We start from the raw sequence: 17,385 nt of genomic DNA, 5'->3' as shown, positions 1-17,385 counted from the left end.
CGACCGCGATGTCATGGTCGAAAGAGTGTTGTCCGACAACGGATCCTGCTACCGCTCGCATGCCTGGCGCGACGCCTGCGCCGAGCTCGGCGTCCGGCACAAACGGACCCGGCCCTACCGTCCGCAGACCAATGGCAAGATCGAACGCTTCCACCGCACCCTGGCCGACGGCTGGGCCTACGCCCGCCACTACCCCTCAGAAACCCAGCGCCGAGCAGCCCTGCCCGGCTGGCTGCATTTCTACAATCACCACCGAGCTCACTCCGCCCTCGGAGGCCAGCCACCCATCACCCGGCTGACCAACCTCCCTGGACATCACAGCTAGACCCCCTTCGGGGACAGGGGAAGAGCCCCGGAGCCTGATGGCTCCGGGGCTCTTCGCGTGGCGCGTTCCTAGACCGTCAAGGTCCAGGAGTCGATGGTGCCGGTGTCGTAGGTGTAGACGTCCTTCACCTGGAGCCTCCAGGTGCCGTTGCGCGCTTCCGAGGACAGGTCGACGGTGTAGGTCTCGTGGACCCCCGCCGAGGACGAGGCGCCGCCCGCCTTCTTCAGCACGTACGTCCTGCCGGAGGGGCTGACCAGGTCGATGGCCAGATCGCCGGTGTAGGTGTGGTTGATGTCGACCTTGACCGTCGCCGACGCCGTCGAGTTGCCCGTGCAGCCCGAGATCGTCACCGACGACGAGACGGCGGTGCCGGTGTCCGGAATGGACACGTCGTCGCCGTTCGTGCCGGGACCGCACTGCGGCGGGTTGGGGTCGCCGCCGATGAAACCGCTGTAGAGCAGCTTGTTCGGCGAACCGGAGCCCGGGTTGGTGACCTTGCCGTCGGTGGCGTTGTTCACCAGCGCGTCGCGCAGGGCCTGTGGGCTCGCGGACGGGTTGGCCGACAGGTACAGGGCCGCGACCCCCGCGACGTGCGGGGTGGCCATGGACGTGCCGGACATGTTCGTGCTGCCGCCGTTGAGCCCGAGCGAGGTGATGTTGTCACCCGGCGCGAAGATGTCCGTGCAGGTGCCGTAGTTCGAGAACGAGGCGCGTGCGTCGTTGGACGAGGTCGCGTTGACCGTGATCAGGGACGCGATCTTGGCGGGACCGGTGGAGCAGGCGTTCGTCGAGCTGTTGCCCGACGCCACCGCCATCTGGACGCCCGAGGCGACCATGCCGGCGATGGCGTCGTTGCCGATGTCGGCGGTGTCGAAGGTCCAGGAGGCGTTGACCACGGCGGGTTTCTGCGCGTTCGCCGTGATCCACTCGATGGCCTTGACGCCGGCCGAGTCCGGTCCGTTGCTCGAGCAGTTCGTGCCGAGCATGCGGACCGAGACGAGCTTGGCCTTCTTGGCCACGCCCCACGTCTTCGACCCGACCGTGCCGGCCACGTGCGTGCCGTGACCGGAGCAGTCCTGCCCGTTCTGGCCGTCCTCAATGAAGTCGGCGCCCACGGACGCCCGGCCCTCGAAGTCGGCGATGTTCGTCTTCACGCCCGTGTCGGTGATGTAGACCGTCACGTTCGACGCGCCACCGCTGGGGTAGGTGAACTTCTTGTCCAGCGGGAGACTCGCCTGGTCCACGCGGTCCAGGCCCCACGTCGGGTTGGTCTGCACGTCCGACGCCTTCGCGGTGCCGTCCTGGTAGACGGCCTTGACGGCCGGGTCGGCCGCCAGCCTCCGCGCGGCGGCCTCGCTCAGGTTCGTGACCTGGAAGCCGTTCATGGCACGGGAGAACACGGCGTCGAGGTTCCCGCCGTACTTCTGGGTGAGCGCGGTGGACGACGCCTGGACGGCGGCGCCCGGCTTGAGCGAGACGATGAAGCTGCCGCCGGCCGCGGGGTTCTTGGCCTTGACGAAGTCGGCCTCAGCCGCCTGTGCCGGGGTGACCAGCAGGGCGGAGGCGACGAGGAGAACGGCGAGCCCGCAGGTGGTGCGGTGCATGGGAAGTCCTTCCAGGCGTCGTCAGAACGTCAGGGTCCAGGTGTCGATGTTCCCGGCGTCGTAGGTCCAGACGTCGGTCACCTGCAACTTCCACGTGCCGTTGCGGTTCTCCGCCGAGGCGTCGACCGTGTAGGTCTCGTGCACGCCGCCGGTCGAGGTCGCGCCCTTCGCCTTCTTGAGGCTGTAGGTCGCACCGGACGGACCGACCAGGTCGATCGCGAGGTCCGCGGTGTAGGGGTGGTTGATGTCGACCTTCACCTTGGTGGTGGTCGAGGCCTTGCCCGTGCAGCCGGTCACGCTGACGGACGAGGACACGGCGGTGTTGTTGTCCGGAATGGACACGTCGTCACCGTTGGTGGCCGCGGCACACGGCTCCGGGTCGGGGCCACCGCCGCCGATGAAGCTGATGTTGAGCAGCTTGTTCGGCGAGCCCTGGACGTCCGAGATCTTGTCCGGCGTCGAGTTGTTCACCAGCGCGTCGCGAACCTGGGCAGGGGTGGCGGACGGGTTCGCGGACACGTACAGCGCGGCGGCGCCGACGACGTGCGGGGTGGCCATCGAGGTGCCGCCCATCGAGGTGGTGCCGCCGCCGTTCTTGGTGGAGGTGATGTTCGAGCCGGGGCCGAAGATGTCGACGCACGAGCCCCAGTTCGACGCCTGCCCGCCGGTGTAGATCGAGCGCTTGTCGGCCGAGTCGCTGGCGGCCACCGTGATGGCCTCCGGCACGCGGGCGGGGGAGGTGTTGCAGGCGTTGCCGTTGTTGTTGCCGGCCGCGAGGCCGAACGTCACGCCCGCCGCGATCGCGCGCTTCACCGCGTTGTCCACAGTGGAGTCCGCGCCGCCGCCGAGGCTCATGTTCGCCACGGCGGGCTTCTTCGCGTTCTGCGCGACCCAGTCGATGCCCTTGATGATCTGCGAGTACTGGCCGTTGCCCGAGCAGTCGAGCACGCGGACCGCGACCAGGTTGACCTTCTTCGCCACGCCGTACGTCTTCGAGCCGACCGTGCCGGCGACGTGCGTGCCGTGGCCCTGGCAGTCCGAGGCGTCCGGGTCGTTGTCGATGAAGTCGTAGCCGTCCTCGGCCCGGCCCTCGAACTCGGTGTGCGCCTTGTAGATCCCGGTGTCCAGGACGTACGCGGTCACGTTCGACGCGGTGTTCGGGTAGGTGTACTTCGCGTCGACGGGCAGGTTCGCCTGGTCGATCCGGTCGAGGCCCCACGTCGGGTTCGTCTGGGTGTCGGACATCCGCGCCCAGCCGTCCTGCTGCACGTAGGCGACCGACGGGTCGGCGGCGAGGCGCTTGGCCGCCGCCTCGTCGAGCTTCACCGCGAACCCGCGCACCGACGCGACGTAGGTGTTGCTGACCTTGCCGCCGTGCTTGCGGGCCAGGTCGAGCGCCTTCGCGTTCGTGGTGGGAGCGTCGCTCGCGCCGTCCTTGAACACGACGATGTAGCTTCCCGCGACGGGGTCGGAGGTCTTCTGGATCGACCCCGTCTGAGCGGACACGGGGCTGCTCACCGCCGCCGCGACGGCCAGGCCGAGCCCGGTCGCCGCCAGCACGCGTGTTGTGCGATCAAGTCGCATCTCTGGTTCTCCGTTCTCCGGCCGCCTCGGCAGGGGTGGGCGACCACGTGCCGATCACCATCGGGCGACCTCGAACGACGAACAATCCGGATATCCCTACGTAGGGATACGCGTCTTTAACCTGAATTCCGTTCGCCGGAAAATCGTGCGCGCCTGAACCGCTGCCGCGAACGCCAGAACCGGATCCGGAAACGGTTGCAGGCCAAAAGACTTCCTCTGCGCACCGGACGCGGCACCCGCGGCGGCCGGCGAGCTCGTTCCTCCAGGGACGAGTTCATGACCTACCATCGGTGCGGATGAGCCGGACACCGAAGTCCAGGGCGCGGCGCGGCGACCCCGGCGGACTGATGCGCACGAGCTCGCCGGTGCTGGTGGGCCGAGGTGACCAGCTCGGCGCACTGCGCGCCGCCGTGCCGAGCCAGCCCGCGGTGGTCATGGTCGAGGGCGAGGCGGGCGTCGGGAAGTCGCGGCTCGTGCGCGAGCTGCTGGACGCCGACCTGGGGCCGATCGCCGTCCTCATGGGGCACTGCCAGCCCGTGGGGGAGCCGTTCCCGTACGGCGCGGTGCTGGAGGCGTTGCGCGACTGCACAGAACGCCTGGCGCGCAACCGCTCGCGGTTGAGCCCGGTGTCCGGTGTGCTCGGTGCGCTGCTGCCGGAACTCGCGGCGTACCTGCCCGATCCGCCGCCCCCGACCGGTGATCCGCGGGCGGACCGGCACCGGCTGTTCCGGGCGATGCGCGAACTGATCGGCGTGCTCGGGCCGGTGCTGCTGGTCGTCGAGGACCTGCACTGGGCCGACGACGGGTCGCGGCAGCTGCTGCGGTTCCTGATGGGCGATCCGCCGGCGAACCTGTCGATCGTGGTCACGTACCGGCGCGAGGACGTGCCGGGCGGGGTGCCGCTCGGGTCGGCGTACCGGCCGCCGACCGGGATCACCAGCGCGTTGCTGGAGCTGGAGCCTCTCGACGTGGCCGAGGTGCGGGCCCTGACGTCCGCGATCCTCGACGGCGAGCCCGTGTCGGCGGAGTTCGCGGCGAAGCTGCACGAACGCACGGCGGGCATCCCGTTCGTGGTCGAGGAGACGCTGCGGGCGTTGCGGAATCCGGCCGGCGCCGTGCACGCGGACGGCGCCACGGCCCGCCGGCTGCTCGACAACGTCGACGTGCCGGTCCTGCTGCGCGACGCCATCGCCGAACGCCTGGCCGCGCTGCCCGCCGACGCCACCCGGCTGGTCGAGGCCGCCGCGGTGCTGGGCGCGCCCGCGTCCGTCGAACTGCTCGGCGAGGTGGCCGAGATCAGCGGAAGCCGTGAGGCGCTGACGCACGCGTTGTCGGGCCATGTCCTGCACGAGGTCGACGCACGGCGGTACGGCTTCCGGCACGCGCTGGCCCAGCAGGCCGTCTACGACACCCTGAGCGGTCCCGACCGCCAGGCGTTGCACCACCGGGCCGTCGAGGTGCTCGACCAGGTCGAGCCCCGCCCGCTGGTGCAGCTCGCCGAACACAGCGAACGCGCCGGTCGGACGTCCGCGTGGCTGCGCTACGGCGAGGCGGCGGCAGATCGGGCCGTCGAGAACGGCGACGCGGGCACCGCCACGGCCCTGCTGCAACGGCTGCTGCTCGACCCGGCCGTGCCCACCACCGACGTCGACCGGCTCGCGATCAAGCTCGGTCAGATCGCCCACCAGGGCCTCGACCAGCTCGACCCGACCGAGGCCCTCGAACGCCTGCTGTCCGACCGGCGGCTGTCCACGGCGGCGCGCGGGCAGGTCCGCCACTACCGCGGCGTGCTGCTGATCCGGCAGGCGGGCGGCATCGAGGAGGCCCGGTCCGAGCTCGAACGGGCCGTCGCCGACCTGACCGAACGCCCGGACCTGGCCGCACGGGGCGAAGCCGTGCTGGCGTTGTCGTACCTCGGCACGACCCCGATGAGCGAGGTCCAGCCGTGGCTCGACCGCATCGCCCGCGCCCGCTCGGAGTTCGACGACCCCGAGTTGAAGATGTCCCTGTACGCCAACGAGATCGGCTCACGGATGCACACCGGTGACCCGGCCGTGCTGGCGGAACTCGAGTTCCTGCCCGCCTCCACACCCGGCGAACTGCGCCAGGTCGCCCGCGCGCACTGCAACCTCGCCGACGCGCTGACCACCACCGGTCACCTCGACCTCTGCGCCGACCTGCTGCGCGACGGCCTGCGCTACGCCTCCGAGTGCGGCGCCCCGTTCGTGGCCAGCACCGCGCACGCTACGAGAGCGCGCCTGGACTGGCTGACCGGCGGGTGGGACGGCCTGGCCGAACGGGCGATGGCGCTGCTGGACGAGTACCGCGACCTGTTCCCGCTGGCCAGCGAGCTGTGCCTGATCCTCGGCTCGCTCGCCACGGCCCGCGGCGAGTGGGCGGAGGCGACCAGCTACCTCACCGAGACCGGCGCGTTCGCCCCCGAGGAGTCGATCACCCCGGTCGCCATCGCGGGCTGCGCGGCGTTGGCGCGGACCGTGCTGGCCCAGGACGAGGTCACCCGCGCCTGCGTGGACGTCGACCGGGGCCTCGCGATCGTGCGGGGCAAGGGCGTGTGGGTGTGGGCGACCGAACTGGGCCCGATCGCCGTGGCCACGTTCCTCGCGGCCGGCCGGGAGACCGACGCCGAGACGTTCATCGAGGAGTTCGCCACGGGCGTGGAGGGCCGTGACGCGCCGATGGCGTTCGCCTCGGTTGCCTGGTGCCGCGCCCTGCTCGCCGAGGCACGCGGCCAGACCGACACCGCCGTGGCGCTCTACCGCGAGGCCGCGGACAGGTACTCGGCGCTGCCGGCGCCCTACCTCACCGCGCTGGTCGCCGAACGCGAGGCCGCGTGCCTGCTGGCCACCGACCAGGAGAAGGCGGCGGAGATCCTGTCGGCGCTGGTCGACACGTTCGACGGCCTGGGCGCCACCCGCGACGCGGCCCGGTGCCGGCACCAGCTGCGCAGCATCGGCGGAGGCAAGCCGTCGCGCCGGGGCAGGCGCGGGTACGGCGACGAGCTCTCGCCGCGCGAGCAGGAGGTCGCCCGGCTCCTGGTGGCCGGGCACACGAACCGCAAGATCGCGGACGTGCTGTTCCTGTCGCCGCGGACCGTCGAGCAGCACGCGGCACGGGTGCTGCGCAAGCTCGGGGTGTCGTCACGGGCGGAGCTGCAGGCCGAGGACCTGGCCTGACCGACCGGACGGAAACGCTCTAGTTCTCGCCCGGCACGACGAGACCCATCTCGTAGGCCGCGACGATCGCCTGCGCCCGGTCGCGCACCCCGAGCTTGGCGAACACGCGGCTGACGTGCGTCTTCGCCGTCTGCTCGACGATCACGAGCGCCGCCGCGATCTCGGTGTTCGACAGGCCGCGCGCGACCAGGCGCAGCACCTTGAGCTCCTGCGCGGTGAGGCGGTGAGCGCGGTCGGGCTTCACCGGCAGGCGCGCGGCGAACTCCGCCACCAGGCGACGGGTGACCGCCGGGGCGAACAGGGCGTTGCCCGCTGCGACCACGCGCACGGCGTTGACCAGGTCGTCCAGCGGCGCGTCCTTGAGCAGGAAGCCGCTGGCGCCCGCCCGCAGAGCGCCGTAGACGTACTCGTCGATGTCGAACGTGGTCAGCATCAGGACCCGCACGTCCGCCAGGTCCGGGTGGCCGAGGATCGCACCGGTGGCCTCCAGCCCGTCCATGACCGGCATGCGGACGTCCATCAGCACGACGTCCGGCCGGTCGCGGACGGCGGCGTGCACGGCGTCGGCGCCGTTGCCGGCCTCGCCCACGACGGTGATGTCCGGCTGTGCGTCGAGCACGGCGTGGAAGCTCTGCCGGACCATCGTCTGGTCGTCGACGATCAGCACCGTGATGCCCACCTGGTCATCCTCCGTTCAACGGCAACGTCACCGCCACGACGAACCCGCCTCCGTCCGGCCCTGCCCGGAACGCGCCGTTGAGCGCCGCGACCCGTTCGCGCATCCCCAGCAACCCGTGCCGTGTCCTGCCGTCGGCGGCCGGCACGGGCTCGGTTGCAGCGCTGTTGGCCACCACGAGCCGCAGTTCCCCCGGCGTCGCGGAGATCTCGACGTCCACAGTGGAGCCCGGCGCGTGGCGCACGGCGTTGCTCAGGGCCTCCTGGGCGATGCGGTACGCCGACAGCGCCACGCCCGCGGGCACGTCCCGCACGTTGCCCTCGACCTCCAGCGACACGGCGACTCCCGCGCCGCGCAGCCGGTCGACCAGGTCGGCGATCTCCTCCACGCGCGGTTGCGGTGCGGTTTCCAGCTCGCCGTTCTCGTTGCGCAGGACGCCCAGCAGCCGTCGCATCTCGGTGAGACCCTCACGTGCCGTGGACTGCATCTCGTCGAACTCGGTGACCAGTTCCGGTGGCAGGTCGTCGAACCGGTAGCGCGCGCTCCCGGCGCGGAGGGCCAGCACGGACATGTGGTGCGCCACGACGTCGTGCAGTTCGCGCGCGATGACCGCGCGTTCCTCCAGCTTGGTGGCCCGTGTGTGTTGTTCGGCGCTGTCCGCCTCGGCGATGCGCCGCAACCGCATGGCGTTGCCGAGGACGAGCGCTCCGCCGACGACGGCACTGGCCATGAGCGTGAACTGCAGGTAGTTCCCGGACCAGACCCACGCGGACGCCACGGTGAAGAGGAACACCCACGCCAGCACGACCTGGCGGTAGTTCTGGCCGACGACCAGCGCCATCGCCGTGGTCGCGACGACCAGGCCGGGCGACCAGGGCCAGAGCCAGTCGTCGCTCCAGAGCCAGTTGATCATCGGGGTGACGGCCAGCAGCAGCGCGCACCCGCGCCACGCCCACAGCGGGTTCCTGAGCGACATCACCACCGACGCCGCGGCGATCCCCGTGAACCACCAGCCCGGGACCGGGTAGTCCCAGCCGTAGCGGCCGGGCGGGACGGCCACGTCCAGGGCCACCACCAGCGCGGCCAGGCCGAGCGTGAGCACCAGCCGGACGTGCCTCCACCGGGCCGGAGGGGGTGTCCTGACGAGCCGGCGCGCGGCGAAGAGCGTGGCGGCACCGGTGAGGAGGAACTGCTTGACCTCGGCGAACTTCACGGACCCCCACCGCCCCCACGGAACCTCCGTCGAACTTACATCAGCGACCGAAGTGGTTCTGGGCATGCGAGAACGGTCGCAGGACCGCGCCGCCGGGTCGTCGTACCCCGGCGCACTCTTCGCGTGCTACCGCGGTAGCACGGTCTTCATCGGGAACTGCGAGTTCGTGCGCGCCACGCCCGGCAACCTCGTCAGCGCCGACATGTAGAGCTGCTCGTACGCGGCGATGTCGGCGACCGCGATCCACAGGTGGTAGTCGGGCTGTCCGAACATCCGCACGCAGGACTCGACGGCGTCGATCTCCGCGATCCGCGCCTCGAACGCCTCGATGGTGCCGAGGTCCTGCGCGTGGAGGTCGATGTGCAGCAGCACGCGGAAGCCCCGGCCGAGCGCCACGGGGTCGACGGCCGCGTGGTAGCCGGTGATCACCCCGGCCTCCTCCAGCGCTCGAACCCGCCGCAGGCACGGCGACGGCGTGAGGCCCACCTTGTCGGCCAGTTCGGTGTTGGTGAGACGACCGTCCTCCTGGAGGTGGCGGATGATTGCGCGATCGATGCGGTCCACTGGCAGAGTGTGCCACGAAGCAGCTTCGGAGGGGTTGAAGTGGCAATCGTGTGCCAGTCCATCCGGCCTAATCTGCTCCTCGTGAACGAACTGCTTCTGACCGACGAAGAACGTGACAGGGCAGGCGCGAGGCTGGTGGCGCTGCTGGACTCCTACGAACGAGGCCTGCCCGAGGCCGAGATCCTGCCGGCGCCCGACCGCGACGCGCTGTCGTCGTTGCTCGCCACGCCGATGCCCGAGCACGGCGTCGGTGTGGACGGGCTGTTCGACGCCTGGGAGAGCACGATCCTGCCCAACTCGACGACGGTCGCGCACCCGCGGTTCCTCGCCTACGTCCTCGGCCCGCCCAACGGCATCGCCCCGTACGCCGAGGCGATGGCCGCCGCCATGAACCAGAACTGCAACTTCTGGCAGCTGTCGCCGGCGGCCAGCGTGGTCGAGCGTTCCGTGCTGGAGTGGCTGGCCTCGGTCGTCGGATTTCCCTCTGGCGCCAGGGGAATCCTCACCGGTGGCGGTTCGCTCGCCACCCTGCAGGCACTGGCCACGGCGCTGCACGACCGCGTGCCCGACTTCCACGCCACCGGTCTGCAACGGGACGCGGCACCGCTGGTCGTCTACACGTCCGTCGAGGCGCACCGCAGTGTCGACAAGGCCGCCGCGGTCCTCGGCATCGGCCTGGACAACGTGCGTCACATCGCCACGGATCCGTTGCACCGCATGGACGTGCACGCACTCCGGGCGGCCGTGGAGGAAGACCGCGCCGCCGGGTTGCGGCCGTGGTACGTGGTCGGCACCTGCGGCACGGTGTCGACGGGCTCGGTGGACCCGCTGGACGAGATCGCCGACCTGTGCGCCGCGGAGGACCTGTGGCTGCACGTCGACGGTGCCTACGGCGCGCTCTTCCTGCTGTCGGAGGAGATGCGCGGCCTGATGGGCGGCTGCGCCCGCGCCGACTCGATCACACTGGACCCGCACAAGCTGCTGCACGCGCCGCTGGAGGCGGGCTGCCTGCTCGTCCGCGACGGCGCGAAGCTGCGGGACGCGTTCGCGTTCGACTCCTCGTACCTGACGGTCGCCGAGGACCCGCTGATGACCGACTACATGGACTACGGGCTGCAGCTTTCCCGCAACTTCAAGGCGTTCAAGGTGTGGAGCGCGCTGCAGGCGTTCGGTGTCTCGGCGTTCCGCGACGCGAACGCGCGCACCCTGGCGCTGGCGCGGCGGCTGGGCGACGGCATCGAGGCCACGCCCGGCCTCACGTTGCTGGCGCCGGTGACCCTGACGGCGGTGTGCTTCGCCGTGGACGGTGCCTCGGACGACGAGCACCGCGCGTTGCTGGAGCGGCTGATCGCGGAGAACGTGGCGCTGCTCGGACCCGTGGTGGTGGCGGGCAGGCGCGGCATCCGCGCCTGCGTCACCAACCACCGCACGTCCGAGGCCGACATCGGCCTGGTCCTGCACCGACTCCGTCAGGCCGTGTCCCGGAGGCCTCGTCGGGCGGCAGTAGCGGGTGAGGGCCCTGGAGGCGGCACCGCCGCGACGCCCGAACACAACCCGGTATGAGGACGTCGCGGCGGCACCGCCTCCGGGTCTCTCGACCGCGCCTGCCACCGGACGAACCTCCGGGACACGACCTAGCGCCAGACGTCCGCGAGGTTCCGGTCGAACATCGTCGCGATCGCGACCAGCGCGGCGTCCAGGTCGACGTTCTCCGGATCGACCAGCGCCTGCAGGTGGATGCCGAGGAGCGCGCCGTTCAACGCCACGGCGGCGGTGCGCTCCCGTTCGGCCGCCTGCTCGGGGTCGAGCCCCGCCGGGCGCTTGAAGCGCAGCAGTTCCTCGATGCCCGCCCGCCGGCGCGAGAAGAACTCCCGGTACTGGTCGTGCACCACGCCCCGGCCGCCGAGCGCCTCGACCAGGATCATGAACACCAGCGCGGAGTTGCCGGTCCTGAGCAGTTCGGCGGTCTCGGAGAACACCTCGGTGATCGACGGCACCGACTCGTAGCGCTCGACGGGCCAGATGCGCGCGACGGCCCGTTCGACGACGGCCATCACGAGGCCGTCCTTGTTCTTGAAGTGCCACGGGATCGAGCCCCGGCTGATGCCCGACCGCTTCGCGATGTCCACAAAGGACGTCCGGTCGAACCCGCGCTCGGCGAAGAGCTCCTCGGCGGCGTCGAGGATGCGGCGGCGGCTCTCGTCGCCGATCTCGTCGATCCGGCGCTGCCCGGGGGAGGTCACGACGATCATCGTACGACCCGGTCGACGTCCCGCCGCACGTGCCGGACGGTCGCGGCCAGCACCACACCGGCGACGACCGAGGCGGCCGGGGCGACGACGGCCACCGCGGCCTGCAGGCCCCAGAGCTCCTCCGCCGCACCCGTGAGCACCGCGCCGCCCAGTCCGCCGATCAACGCGGTGAAGACGCCGACCAGCGCGAACGCCGTCGCACGGGACTCGGCGGGCGTCACCGCGGCGACGACCACGCTGAGCGGGACGATGCCCGCGAACGTCATCGCCTGGATGACGATCCCGATGACCACGTAGGTCGTCACGTCGGGCGCGTACGCCTGCACCGCGAACCCGATGCCCATCATCGACAGCGTTACGGCCGCGAAGTACAGGCATGCTCCTGGGCTGCGCCGGAACAGCCAGTCGCTCATCGCCCCGCCCGCGACGGCACCGAGGAGTCCTCCCGCCGCGCACACGGACGTGATCACGCCCCTGGCCGCGGCGCCCTGCCCGAGTTGTTCCTCGAGCACGACGTTCAGGTAGATCGGCACCGTCGTCACGCTGATGCCGAACGTGCCGAGCGCGATCACCACCCCGACCAGCGTCGGGATCTTCCGCAGGCTCGCGAACACACCGCGGGACGAGGCGCTCGAGTGCTCCCTGGCCGGTTCCGGCAGGCGCAGGGCGGCGAACCCCAGCAGCAGCGCCGGTACCGCGAGAAACGCGAACGCCCACCGCCAGGGGCTCGTGCTCCTCCGGGATCAGCGCCGCGAACGCGGCCGCCACCAACGGCCCGGCCACGATGCCCAGCGGTTGCCCGCCCCGGTGGAGTCCGAGCACCCGGCCGCGCACGGCCGGGGGATAGGCGTCGACCAGCAGCGCCGACTGGATCGGACCCTCGTTGGCCTTGCCGATGCCCGCGACGACGCGGGCCGCCGAGGCCTGCCAGAGGTTCTGGACCAGGCCGAGGAGTCCGGCGGCGGCCGCCCACAAGAGCGTGGCGACGCCGGCGATCGTCGTGCGGCGGTACCGGTCTCCCAGCAGACCGAGGGGCAGGGCCGCGAGGGCGACCATCACCCCGGTCAGGGCTCCGACGACGCCGACGGCCGCCGTGCTGATGCCGAGCGACTCGCGGATCTCCGGCGCGAACACCACGAACATCACGCCGTCGACGCTGTCCAGCACCTGCAGGCCCGCCAGCACCCCGACGGTGGCCCCACCGCCCGTGGCGAGGACCGCGCGCAGCGATCCGGGGTCCTGACGGGCGTCGGTCGCGGCTGCCGAAGGTCGATCTTCTGCTCTCGAAGGCATGCTGAGCAGGCTACTGTGTCAGTCAACATAGTGTCGTCAGATCAGCACAGAAAGGCTCCCGACATGGAGTGGACGGGATCGGTCGCGTTCGTCACCGGCGGCGCGCAGGGCATCGGCCTGGGCATCGCGAGGTCGCTGGCCCGGCGGGGCGTGCGCCTCGCGCTGGCCGACGTCGACGGTCCGGCGCTGGAACGGGCGGCCGACGAACTGGCCCGCGTGACGGACGTGCGGACCTACGAGCTGGACGTGCGCGACCGCGCGAGGTTCGCCGAGGTCGCCGACGCGGCCGAACGGGAGCTGGGGCCGGTGGGCCTGCTGTTCAACAACGCGGGCGTGGTGCCGTACGCCACCGCGGCGGACCTGACCTACGAGACGTGGGACCTGGTGCTCGCGGTGAACCTGACCGGCGTGGTCAACGGGATCCAGACGTTCCTGCCGCGCATGATCGGCCGCCGGTCCGGCCACGTCGTGAACACGGCGTCGGGTGCCGGGCTCGTGGCCGACCCGAACGTGCCGTACGTGACGTCGAAGTTCGCCGTGGTCGGGCTCTCGGAGTCGCTGCGCCTGTCCGCGGAGAAGCACGGGGTCGGGGTCAGCGTGCTGTGCCCCGGTCCGGTCGACACGGGCATCGTCGCGAACACCGGTGCCCTGCATCGGAGTCTCGCGATCAGGGACGAGCTCGTGCCGGTCGTCCAGGAGTTCCTGCGCAGCGGGCCGGGTGTCGACGAGGTGGGGGAGATGGTGCTGGCGGCGATGGAGGCCGGCAAGCCGTGGATCTTCACCGGTGACGATGCCGGGCCCCATCTGCGGGCGCGGACGGACGCCCTGCTCGAGTGCCTATGAGACGGCGGTGAGCCCGCGGCGCAGGCGGCCGAAGAGCTTGGCGTCGTTCATCGCGAGCACGCCGACCGGGTGGCCCGCGCGGCGGAACTCCGCGGCGAACCTGCGGTCGTCCGGCGAGCCGTCGACCACGACGACCTCGTCGGCGCCGCCGGTCTCGCCCGCGAGCTGGAGGCGGACGCCGTACTGGTCGGACCAGACGTACCCGGACGGCCGGTAGGTCTCGGCCGACGTGCCGGCGAGGAGGTTGCGGACCGCCACGACCGGCTGTTCGGAGGCGTTCGTCCAGTGCTCGTGGCGGACGTGGCGACCGCCGTGCCGATAGCGGGCCACGTCGCCGACGGCGACCACGGACGGGATGGACGTGACGCAACCGTGGTCGCACAGCACGCCGTTGTCCACCGCGAGGCCGGAGCCGGCGAGCCAGTCGGTGGCGGGTTCCATGCCGATGCCGGCCACCACGACGTCGGCCGGGAGGTGCGTGCCGTCGCGCAGGACGACACCGGTGACGCGCTTCCCGTTGTGCGCGAACGACTCCACGCCGACGCCGAGGCGCAGGTCGACGCCGTGGTCCGTGTGCAGGTCGGCGCAGAGGGCGCCGAGGACGGGGCCCAGGAAGCGTTCCATCGGGATCGCGGCGGCCTCGACGACCGTCACGTCCAGGCCGAGCGCGCGGCACGTGGACGCGACCTCGGCGCCGATCCAGCCCGCGCCGACGACCACGACACGAGCGCCGGGCACTAGTTCTCCCTGCAGCACAACGGCGTCGTAGAGCGTGCGCAGGGTGTGGACGCCGCGCAACGAGGCCGTGCCCGGCACCGTGCGCGGGCGGCCGCCGGTCGCGATCACCACGCCGTCCGCGCGCACGACCTCGCCCGTGGACAGCAAGACCGAGCCCGTGGACGGGTCGAGCCGGGACGCGCGCACACCGAGCCGCCACTCCGCGCCGAAGTCCTCGTCGGAGAGCGTCAGATCAGCCGCGGTCTGAGCGCCCAGCAGGAAGGCCTTCGAGAGAGGCGGACGGTCGTAGGGCGCGTGAGGCTCCTCGCCGACCACCACGATCCGGCCGTCGAAGCCCTGCGAGCGCAGTTCTTCCACGGACCGCAGCCCGGCGAGCGACGCGCCGACGACCGCGACCGTTCTCATGCCACGGCCTCCTGGCCACCCGTGTCCACGTAGATCACGCCGTCCCGCACGACGACCGGGTAGGTGCGCACCGCCCTCTTGGCCGGCAGGCAGGTCGGCAGGCCGGTGCGGAGGTCGAAACTCGCGGCGTGCAACGGACATTCGACGAGGCAGCCCTCCAGCCACCCCTCCGACAGCGAGGCGTCCTGGTGGGTGCAGGTGTCGTCGATCGCGTAGAACTCGCCGTCCGCGTTGAAGACGGCGATCGCCACGTCGCCGGTCACGACCACGGACTCGCCCACCGGCAGGTCGTCCACGGCGCATGCGGTGATCATCAGAGGAACCTCCGTTGCGTATTACGGAACACGGTGTGCGATACGCAACAGCGAGGATGAACCAGGATCATGAACGCCGTCAAGAACCCGAGCGGGTTGCGTCTATCGGATACCGTTGCGTCATGAGCAACAGCGAGGTTGCGCGTGACAAGACACTGGTGCAATCGGTCGATCGAGCGGTGGCGGTGCTCGAGCTGCTGGCCCGCAACGGGGAGGCGGGGATCACCGAGATCGCCGCCGAGCTCGGTGTGCACAAGTCCTCCGCGTCCAGACTCGTCCACACGCTCCAGGCCCGCGAACTCGTGGAGCAGGAGGGTGAACGCGGCCCGTTCCGCATCGGCATCGGCATGCTCCGGTTCGCGGGCGCGGTGACCGGCCAGCTCGACTACGTCCGGGTCGGCGGCCCGGTGTGCACGGAGCTCGCCGACCGGCTCGGCGAGACCGTCAACATCGCGGTCCTCGACGGCGACGTGGCGCTCAATGTGAGCCAGGCGCGGGGGAGTTCCGCGGTCGCCGCGCAGAACTGGGTCGGGCAGCGCACGCCGCTGCACGCGACGTCGAGCGGCAAGGTCCTGCTCGCCGCCGCACCGGCCGACGAGCAGGAACGCCTGCTGTCGGGCGAACTGGAGTCCTGCGCGCCGCGCACGATCACCGATCCCGTGAAGCTGCGGTACGTCCTGCGCCGCACGGCCGAGGACGGGTTCGCCACGTGCATGGAGGAGCTCGAGGCCGGTCTGCACGCCGTCGCGGTGCCGGTGTTCGGCTCGCGCGGTGACGTCGTGGCGGCGATCAGCGCCGCCGGCCCCGCCTACCGGCTCTCGCAGAAGCGCATGCCCGAAATCGTCGAGGAGCTGCGCGTGGCGTCGCGGGACCTCTCCGTGCGCATGGGGCATCCCGTGCTGTGAAACGGATTCACGAACGAAGAGCCCCTGGCCGCGGCCGGGGGCTCTTCGTCTTTTCGGATGCCTCCGTCCGTGCGACAAGGCCTTGACAACGGCTCGAACGAGTCGCACCGTGATGCGCGCCGCAGTTGCATAATGCGAACCAGGTTGCGTATTACGGAACTCGCTCGGAAGGGTCGGCCCGTTGTCACTCTCCGTTCCCACCACCACAGTCCTGGACCAGGACCTCGGCGAGCTCGACCCCGAGGTCGCCGCCGAGATCCGCGCCGAGTTGCACCGCCAGCAGTCGACGCTCGAGATGATCGCCTCCGAGAACTTCGCGCCGGTCGGCGTGCTGCAGGCGCAGGGGTCGGTGCTGACCAACAAGTACGCCGAGGGCTACCCGGGCCGCCGCTACTACGGCGGGTGCGAGCACGTCGACGTGATCGAGGCGCTGGCGATCGAGCGGGTGAAGGCGTTGTTCGGCGCCGAGCACGCGAACGTCCAGCCGCACTCTGGCGCGCAGGCCAACGCGGCGGCGATGGCGGCGGTGCTCCAGCCCGGTGACACGATCATGGGCCTCGACCTCGCGCACGGCGGTCACCTGACGCACGGCATGCGGATCAACTTCTCCGGCCGCCTCTACGACGTCGTGGCGTACCACGTCGACCGCGAGTCCGGGCGCGTGGACATGGCCGAGGTCGAACGGCTCGCGCTCGAATCGAGGCCGAAGCTCGTGATCGCGGGCTGGTCGGCCTACCCGCGGCAGCTCGACTTCGCCGAGTTCCGCCGCATCGCCGATCTCGTGGACGCGAAGCTCATGGTCGACATGGCCCACTTCGCCGGGCTCGTCGCGGCGGGTCTGCACCCGAACCCCGTGCCGTTCGCCGACCTCGTCACGACCACGACGCACAAGACGCTGGGCGGTCCGCGGGGTGGCGTGATCCTCTCCACGAAGGAGCTGGCGAAGAAGGTCGACTCCACGGTGTTCCCCGGCCAGCAGGGCGGACCGCTGCAACACGTCATCGCCGCCAAGGCCGTCGCGTTCAAGGTCGCGGCGGGGGAGGAGTTCCGCGAACGGCAGCAGCGCGTCCTCGAAGGCGCGGCGATCCTCGCCGAGCGGTTGTCCCGGCCGGACTGCCGGGACGCCGGGGTCGAGGTGCTCTCCGGCGGCACCGACGTGCACCTCGTCCTCGTGGACCTGGTCGAGTCCTCGTTGGACGGCAAGCAGGCCGAGGACCGGTTGCACCGCATCGGCATCACCGTCAACCGCAACGCGGTCCCGTTCGACCCGCGACCGCCGATGGTCACCTCCGGCCTGCGGATCGGCACGCCCGCCCTGGCCACCCGCGGCTTCACCGCCGACGACTTCACCGAGGTCGCCGACGTCGTCGCCGCGGCCCTCCGGCCCGACTTCGACGAGGCGGACCTGTCCGCCCGCGTCGCGGCGCTGGCCGGCAAGAACCCCCTCTACCCCCACCTCTGACGGGAGCGACTCG

At 71.2% G+C, this 17,385-nt stretch carries 14 protein-coding genes and 2 pseudogenes; 6 read left to right on the top strand and 10 right to left on the bottom strand.

The features are described 5' to 3' along the window. The coding region (locus BMY74_RS28335) for an integrase core domain-containing protein (RefSeq protein ID WP_143091731.1) at nt 1–325 on the top strand (325 nt) is incomplete at its 5' end. Nucleotides 326–393: 68 nt separating this feature from the next. Here the strand turns inward: BMY74_RS28335 and BMY74_RS28330 are convergent. Both BMY74_RS28330 and BMY74_RS28325 read right to left on the bottom strand, forming a co-directional pair. Then, a complete protein-coding gene (locus tag BMY74_RS28330; RefSeq protein ID WP_089921480.1) occupies nt 394–1,929 on the bottom strand; it encodes a S8 family peptidase in 1,536 nt (511 codons plus the stop codon). A gap of 21 nt (nt 1,930–1,950) precedes the next feature. Next, the gene (locus BMY74_RS28325; RefSeq protein WP_089921479.1) at nt 1,951–3,513 is read right to left on the bottom strand and encodes a S8 family peptidase; all 1,563 of its coding nucleotides are present in this window, start codon (nt 3,511–3,513) and stop codon (nt 1,951–1,953) included. 296 nt (nt 3,514–3,809) lie between these two features. Here BMY74_RS28325 and BMY74_RS28320 point away from each other — a divergent pair, with 296 nt between their 5' ends. Continuing rightward, entirely contained in the window at nt 3,810–6,707 is a 2,898-nt protein-coding gene (locus BMY74_RS28320) for an ATP-binding protein (protein WP_245786407.1), read from the top strand. Between the two features lie 19 nt (nt 6,708–6,726). Here the strand turns inward: BMY74_RS28320 and BMY74_RS28315 are convergent, their stop codons facing one another. The 3 genes from BMY74_RS28315 to BMY74_RS28305 all read right to left on the bottom strand — a co-directional run bounded on the left by BMY74_RS28315 (nt 6,727) and on the right by BMY74_RS28305 (nt 9,160). Continuing rightward, nucleotides 6,727–7,386: a response regulator gene (locus BMY74_RS28315; RefSeq protein WP_089921478.1), complete on the bottom strand. Its 660-nt coding sequence runs from the start codon at nt 7,384–7,386 to the stop codon at nt 6,727–6,729. Nucleotides 7,387–7,390: 4 nt separating this feature from the next. Next, nucleotides 7,391–8,596, bottom strand: coding sequence for a sensor histidine kinase (locus tag BMY74_RS28310; RefSeq protein ID WP_089921477.1), 1,206 nt, complete (start codon nt 8,594–8,596; stop codon nt 7,391–7,393). 126 nt (nt 8,597–8,722) lie between these two features. Beyond that, the gene (locus tag BMY74_RS28305) at nt 8,723–9,160 is read right to left on the bottom strand and encodes an Lrp/AsnC family transcriptional regulator (RefSeq protein ID WP_089921476.1); all 438 of its coding nucleotides are present in this window, start codon (nt 9,158–9,160) and stop codon (nt 8,723–8,725) included. A gap of 81 nt (nt 9,161–9,241) precedes the next feature. On the opposite strand from BMY74_RS28305, the gene BMY74_RS28300 reads away from it, so the two are divergent. Beyond that, entirely contained in the window at nt 9,242–10,723 is a 1,482-nt protein-coding gene (locus BMY74_RS28300; RefSeq protein WP_089921475.1) for a pyridoxal phosphate-dependent decarboxylase family protein, read from the top strand. Nucleotides 10,724–10,794: 71 nt separating this feature from the next. On the opposite strand, the gene BMY74_RS46335 is transcribed toward BMY74_RS28300, so the two are convergent. From BMY74_RS46335 to BMY74_RS47030, 3 genes and pseudogenes are all read right to left on the bottom strand, one after another. Then, entirely contained in the window at nt 10,795–11,403 is a 609-nt protein-coding gene (locus BMY74_RS46335; protein WP_245786406.1) for a TetR/AcrR family transcriptional regulator, read from the bottom strand. 5 nt (nt 11,404–11,408) lie between these two features. Then, nucleotides 11,409–12,125, bottom strand: a pseudogene (locus tag BMY74_RS46695) (hypothetical protein); the annotation flags it as partial. A gap of 91 nt (nt 12,126–12,216) precedes the next feature. Continuing rightward, nucleotides 12,217–12,555 (bottom strand): annotated as a pseudogene (locus BMY74_RS47030) (MFS transporter); the annotation flags it as partial. A 213-nt stretch (nt 12,556–12,768) separates the two neighbouring features. Between BMY74_RS47030 and BMY74_RS28280 the strand changes: the two are divergent. Next, nucleotides 12,769–13,548: an SDR family NAD(P)-dependent oxidoreductase gene (locus BMY74_RS28280; RefSeq protein WP_089921473.1), complete on the top strand. Its 780-nt coding sequence runs from the start codon at nt 12,769–12,771 to the stop codon at nt 13,546–13,548. On the opposite strand, the gene BMY74_RS28275 is transcribed toward BMY74_RS28280, so the two are convergent. Together BMY74_RS28275 and BMY74_RS28270 are read right to left on the bottom strand one after the other, a co-directional pair. Then, a complete protein-coding gene (locus BMY74_RS28275) occupies nt 13,543–14,691 on the bottom strand; it encodes an NAD(P)/FAD-dependent oxidoreductase (RefSeq protein WP_089921472.1) in 1,149 nt (382 codons plus the stop codon). The genes BMY74_RS28280 and BMY74_RS28275 overlap by 6 nt on opposite strands. Beyond that, nucleotides 14,688–15,005, bottom strand: a complete 318-nt coding sequence (locus BMY74_RS28270; RefSeq protein WP_089921471.1) for a bifunctional 3-phenylpropionate/cinnamic acid dioxygenase ferredoxin subunit — start codon at nt 15,003–15,005, stop codon at nt 14,688–14,690. The genes BMY74_RS28275 and BMY74_RS28270 overlap by 4 nt, the downstream gene beginning before the upstream one ends. Nucleotides 15,006–15,127: 122 nt before the next feature. Between BMY74_RS28270 and BMY74_RS28265 the strand changes: the two genes are divergently transcribed. Together BMY74_RS28265 and glyA are read left to right on the top strand one after the other, a co-directional pair. Then, a complete protein-coding gene (locus BMY74_RS28265; RefSeq protein ID WP_089921470.1) occupies nt 15,128–15,910 on the top strand; it encodes an IclR family transcriptional regulator in 783 nt (260 codons plus the stop codon). Between the two features lie 181 nt (nt 15,911–16,091). Beyond that, complete coding sequence (gene glyA, locus BMY74_RS28260; protein WP_281245005.1) at nt 16,092–17,372, top strand: serine hydroxymethyltransferase; 1,281 nt, start codon at nt 16,092–16,094, stop codon at nt 17,370–17,372. The last annotated feature ends 13 nt before the right edge of the window (nt 17,373–17,385 follow it).

The organism is Lentzea albida, from assembly GCF_900111005.1.
GTDB classification, from domain to species: Bacteria; Actinomycetota; Actinomycetes; order Mycobacteriales; family Pseudonocardiaceae; genus Lentzea; species Lentzea albida.
The sequence above is the reverse complement of the archived record's forward strand: the minus strand, read 5'-3'. Positions and strand labels throughout refer to the sequence as shown.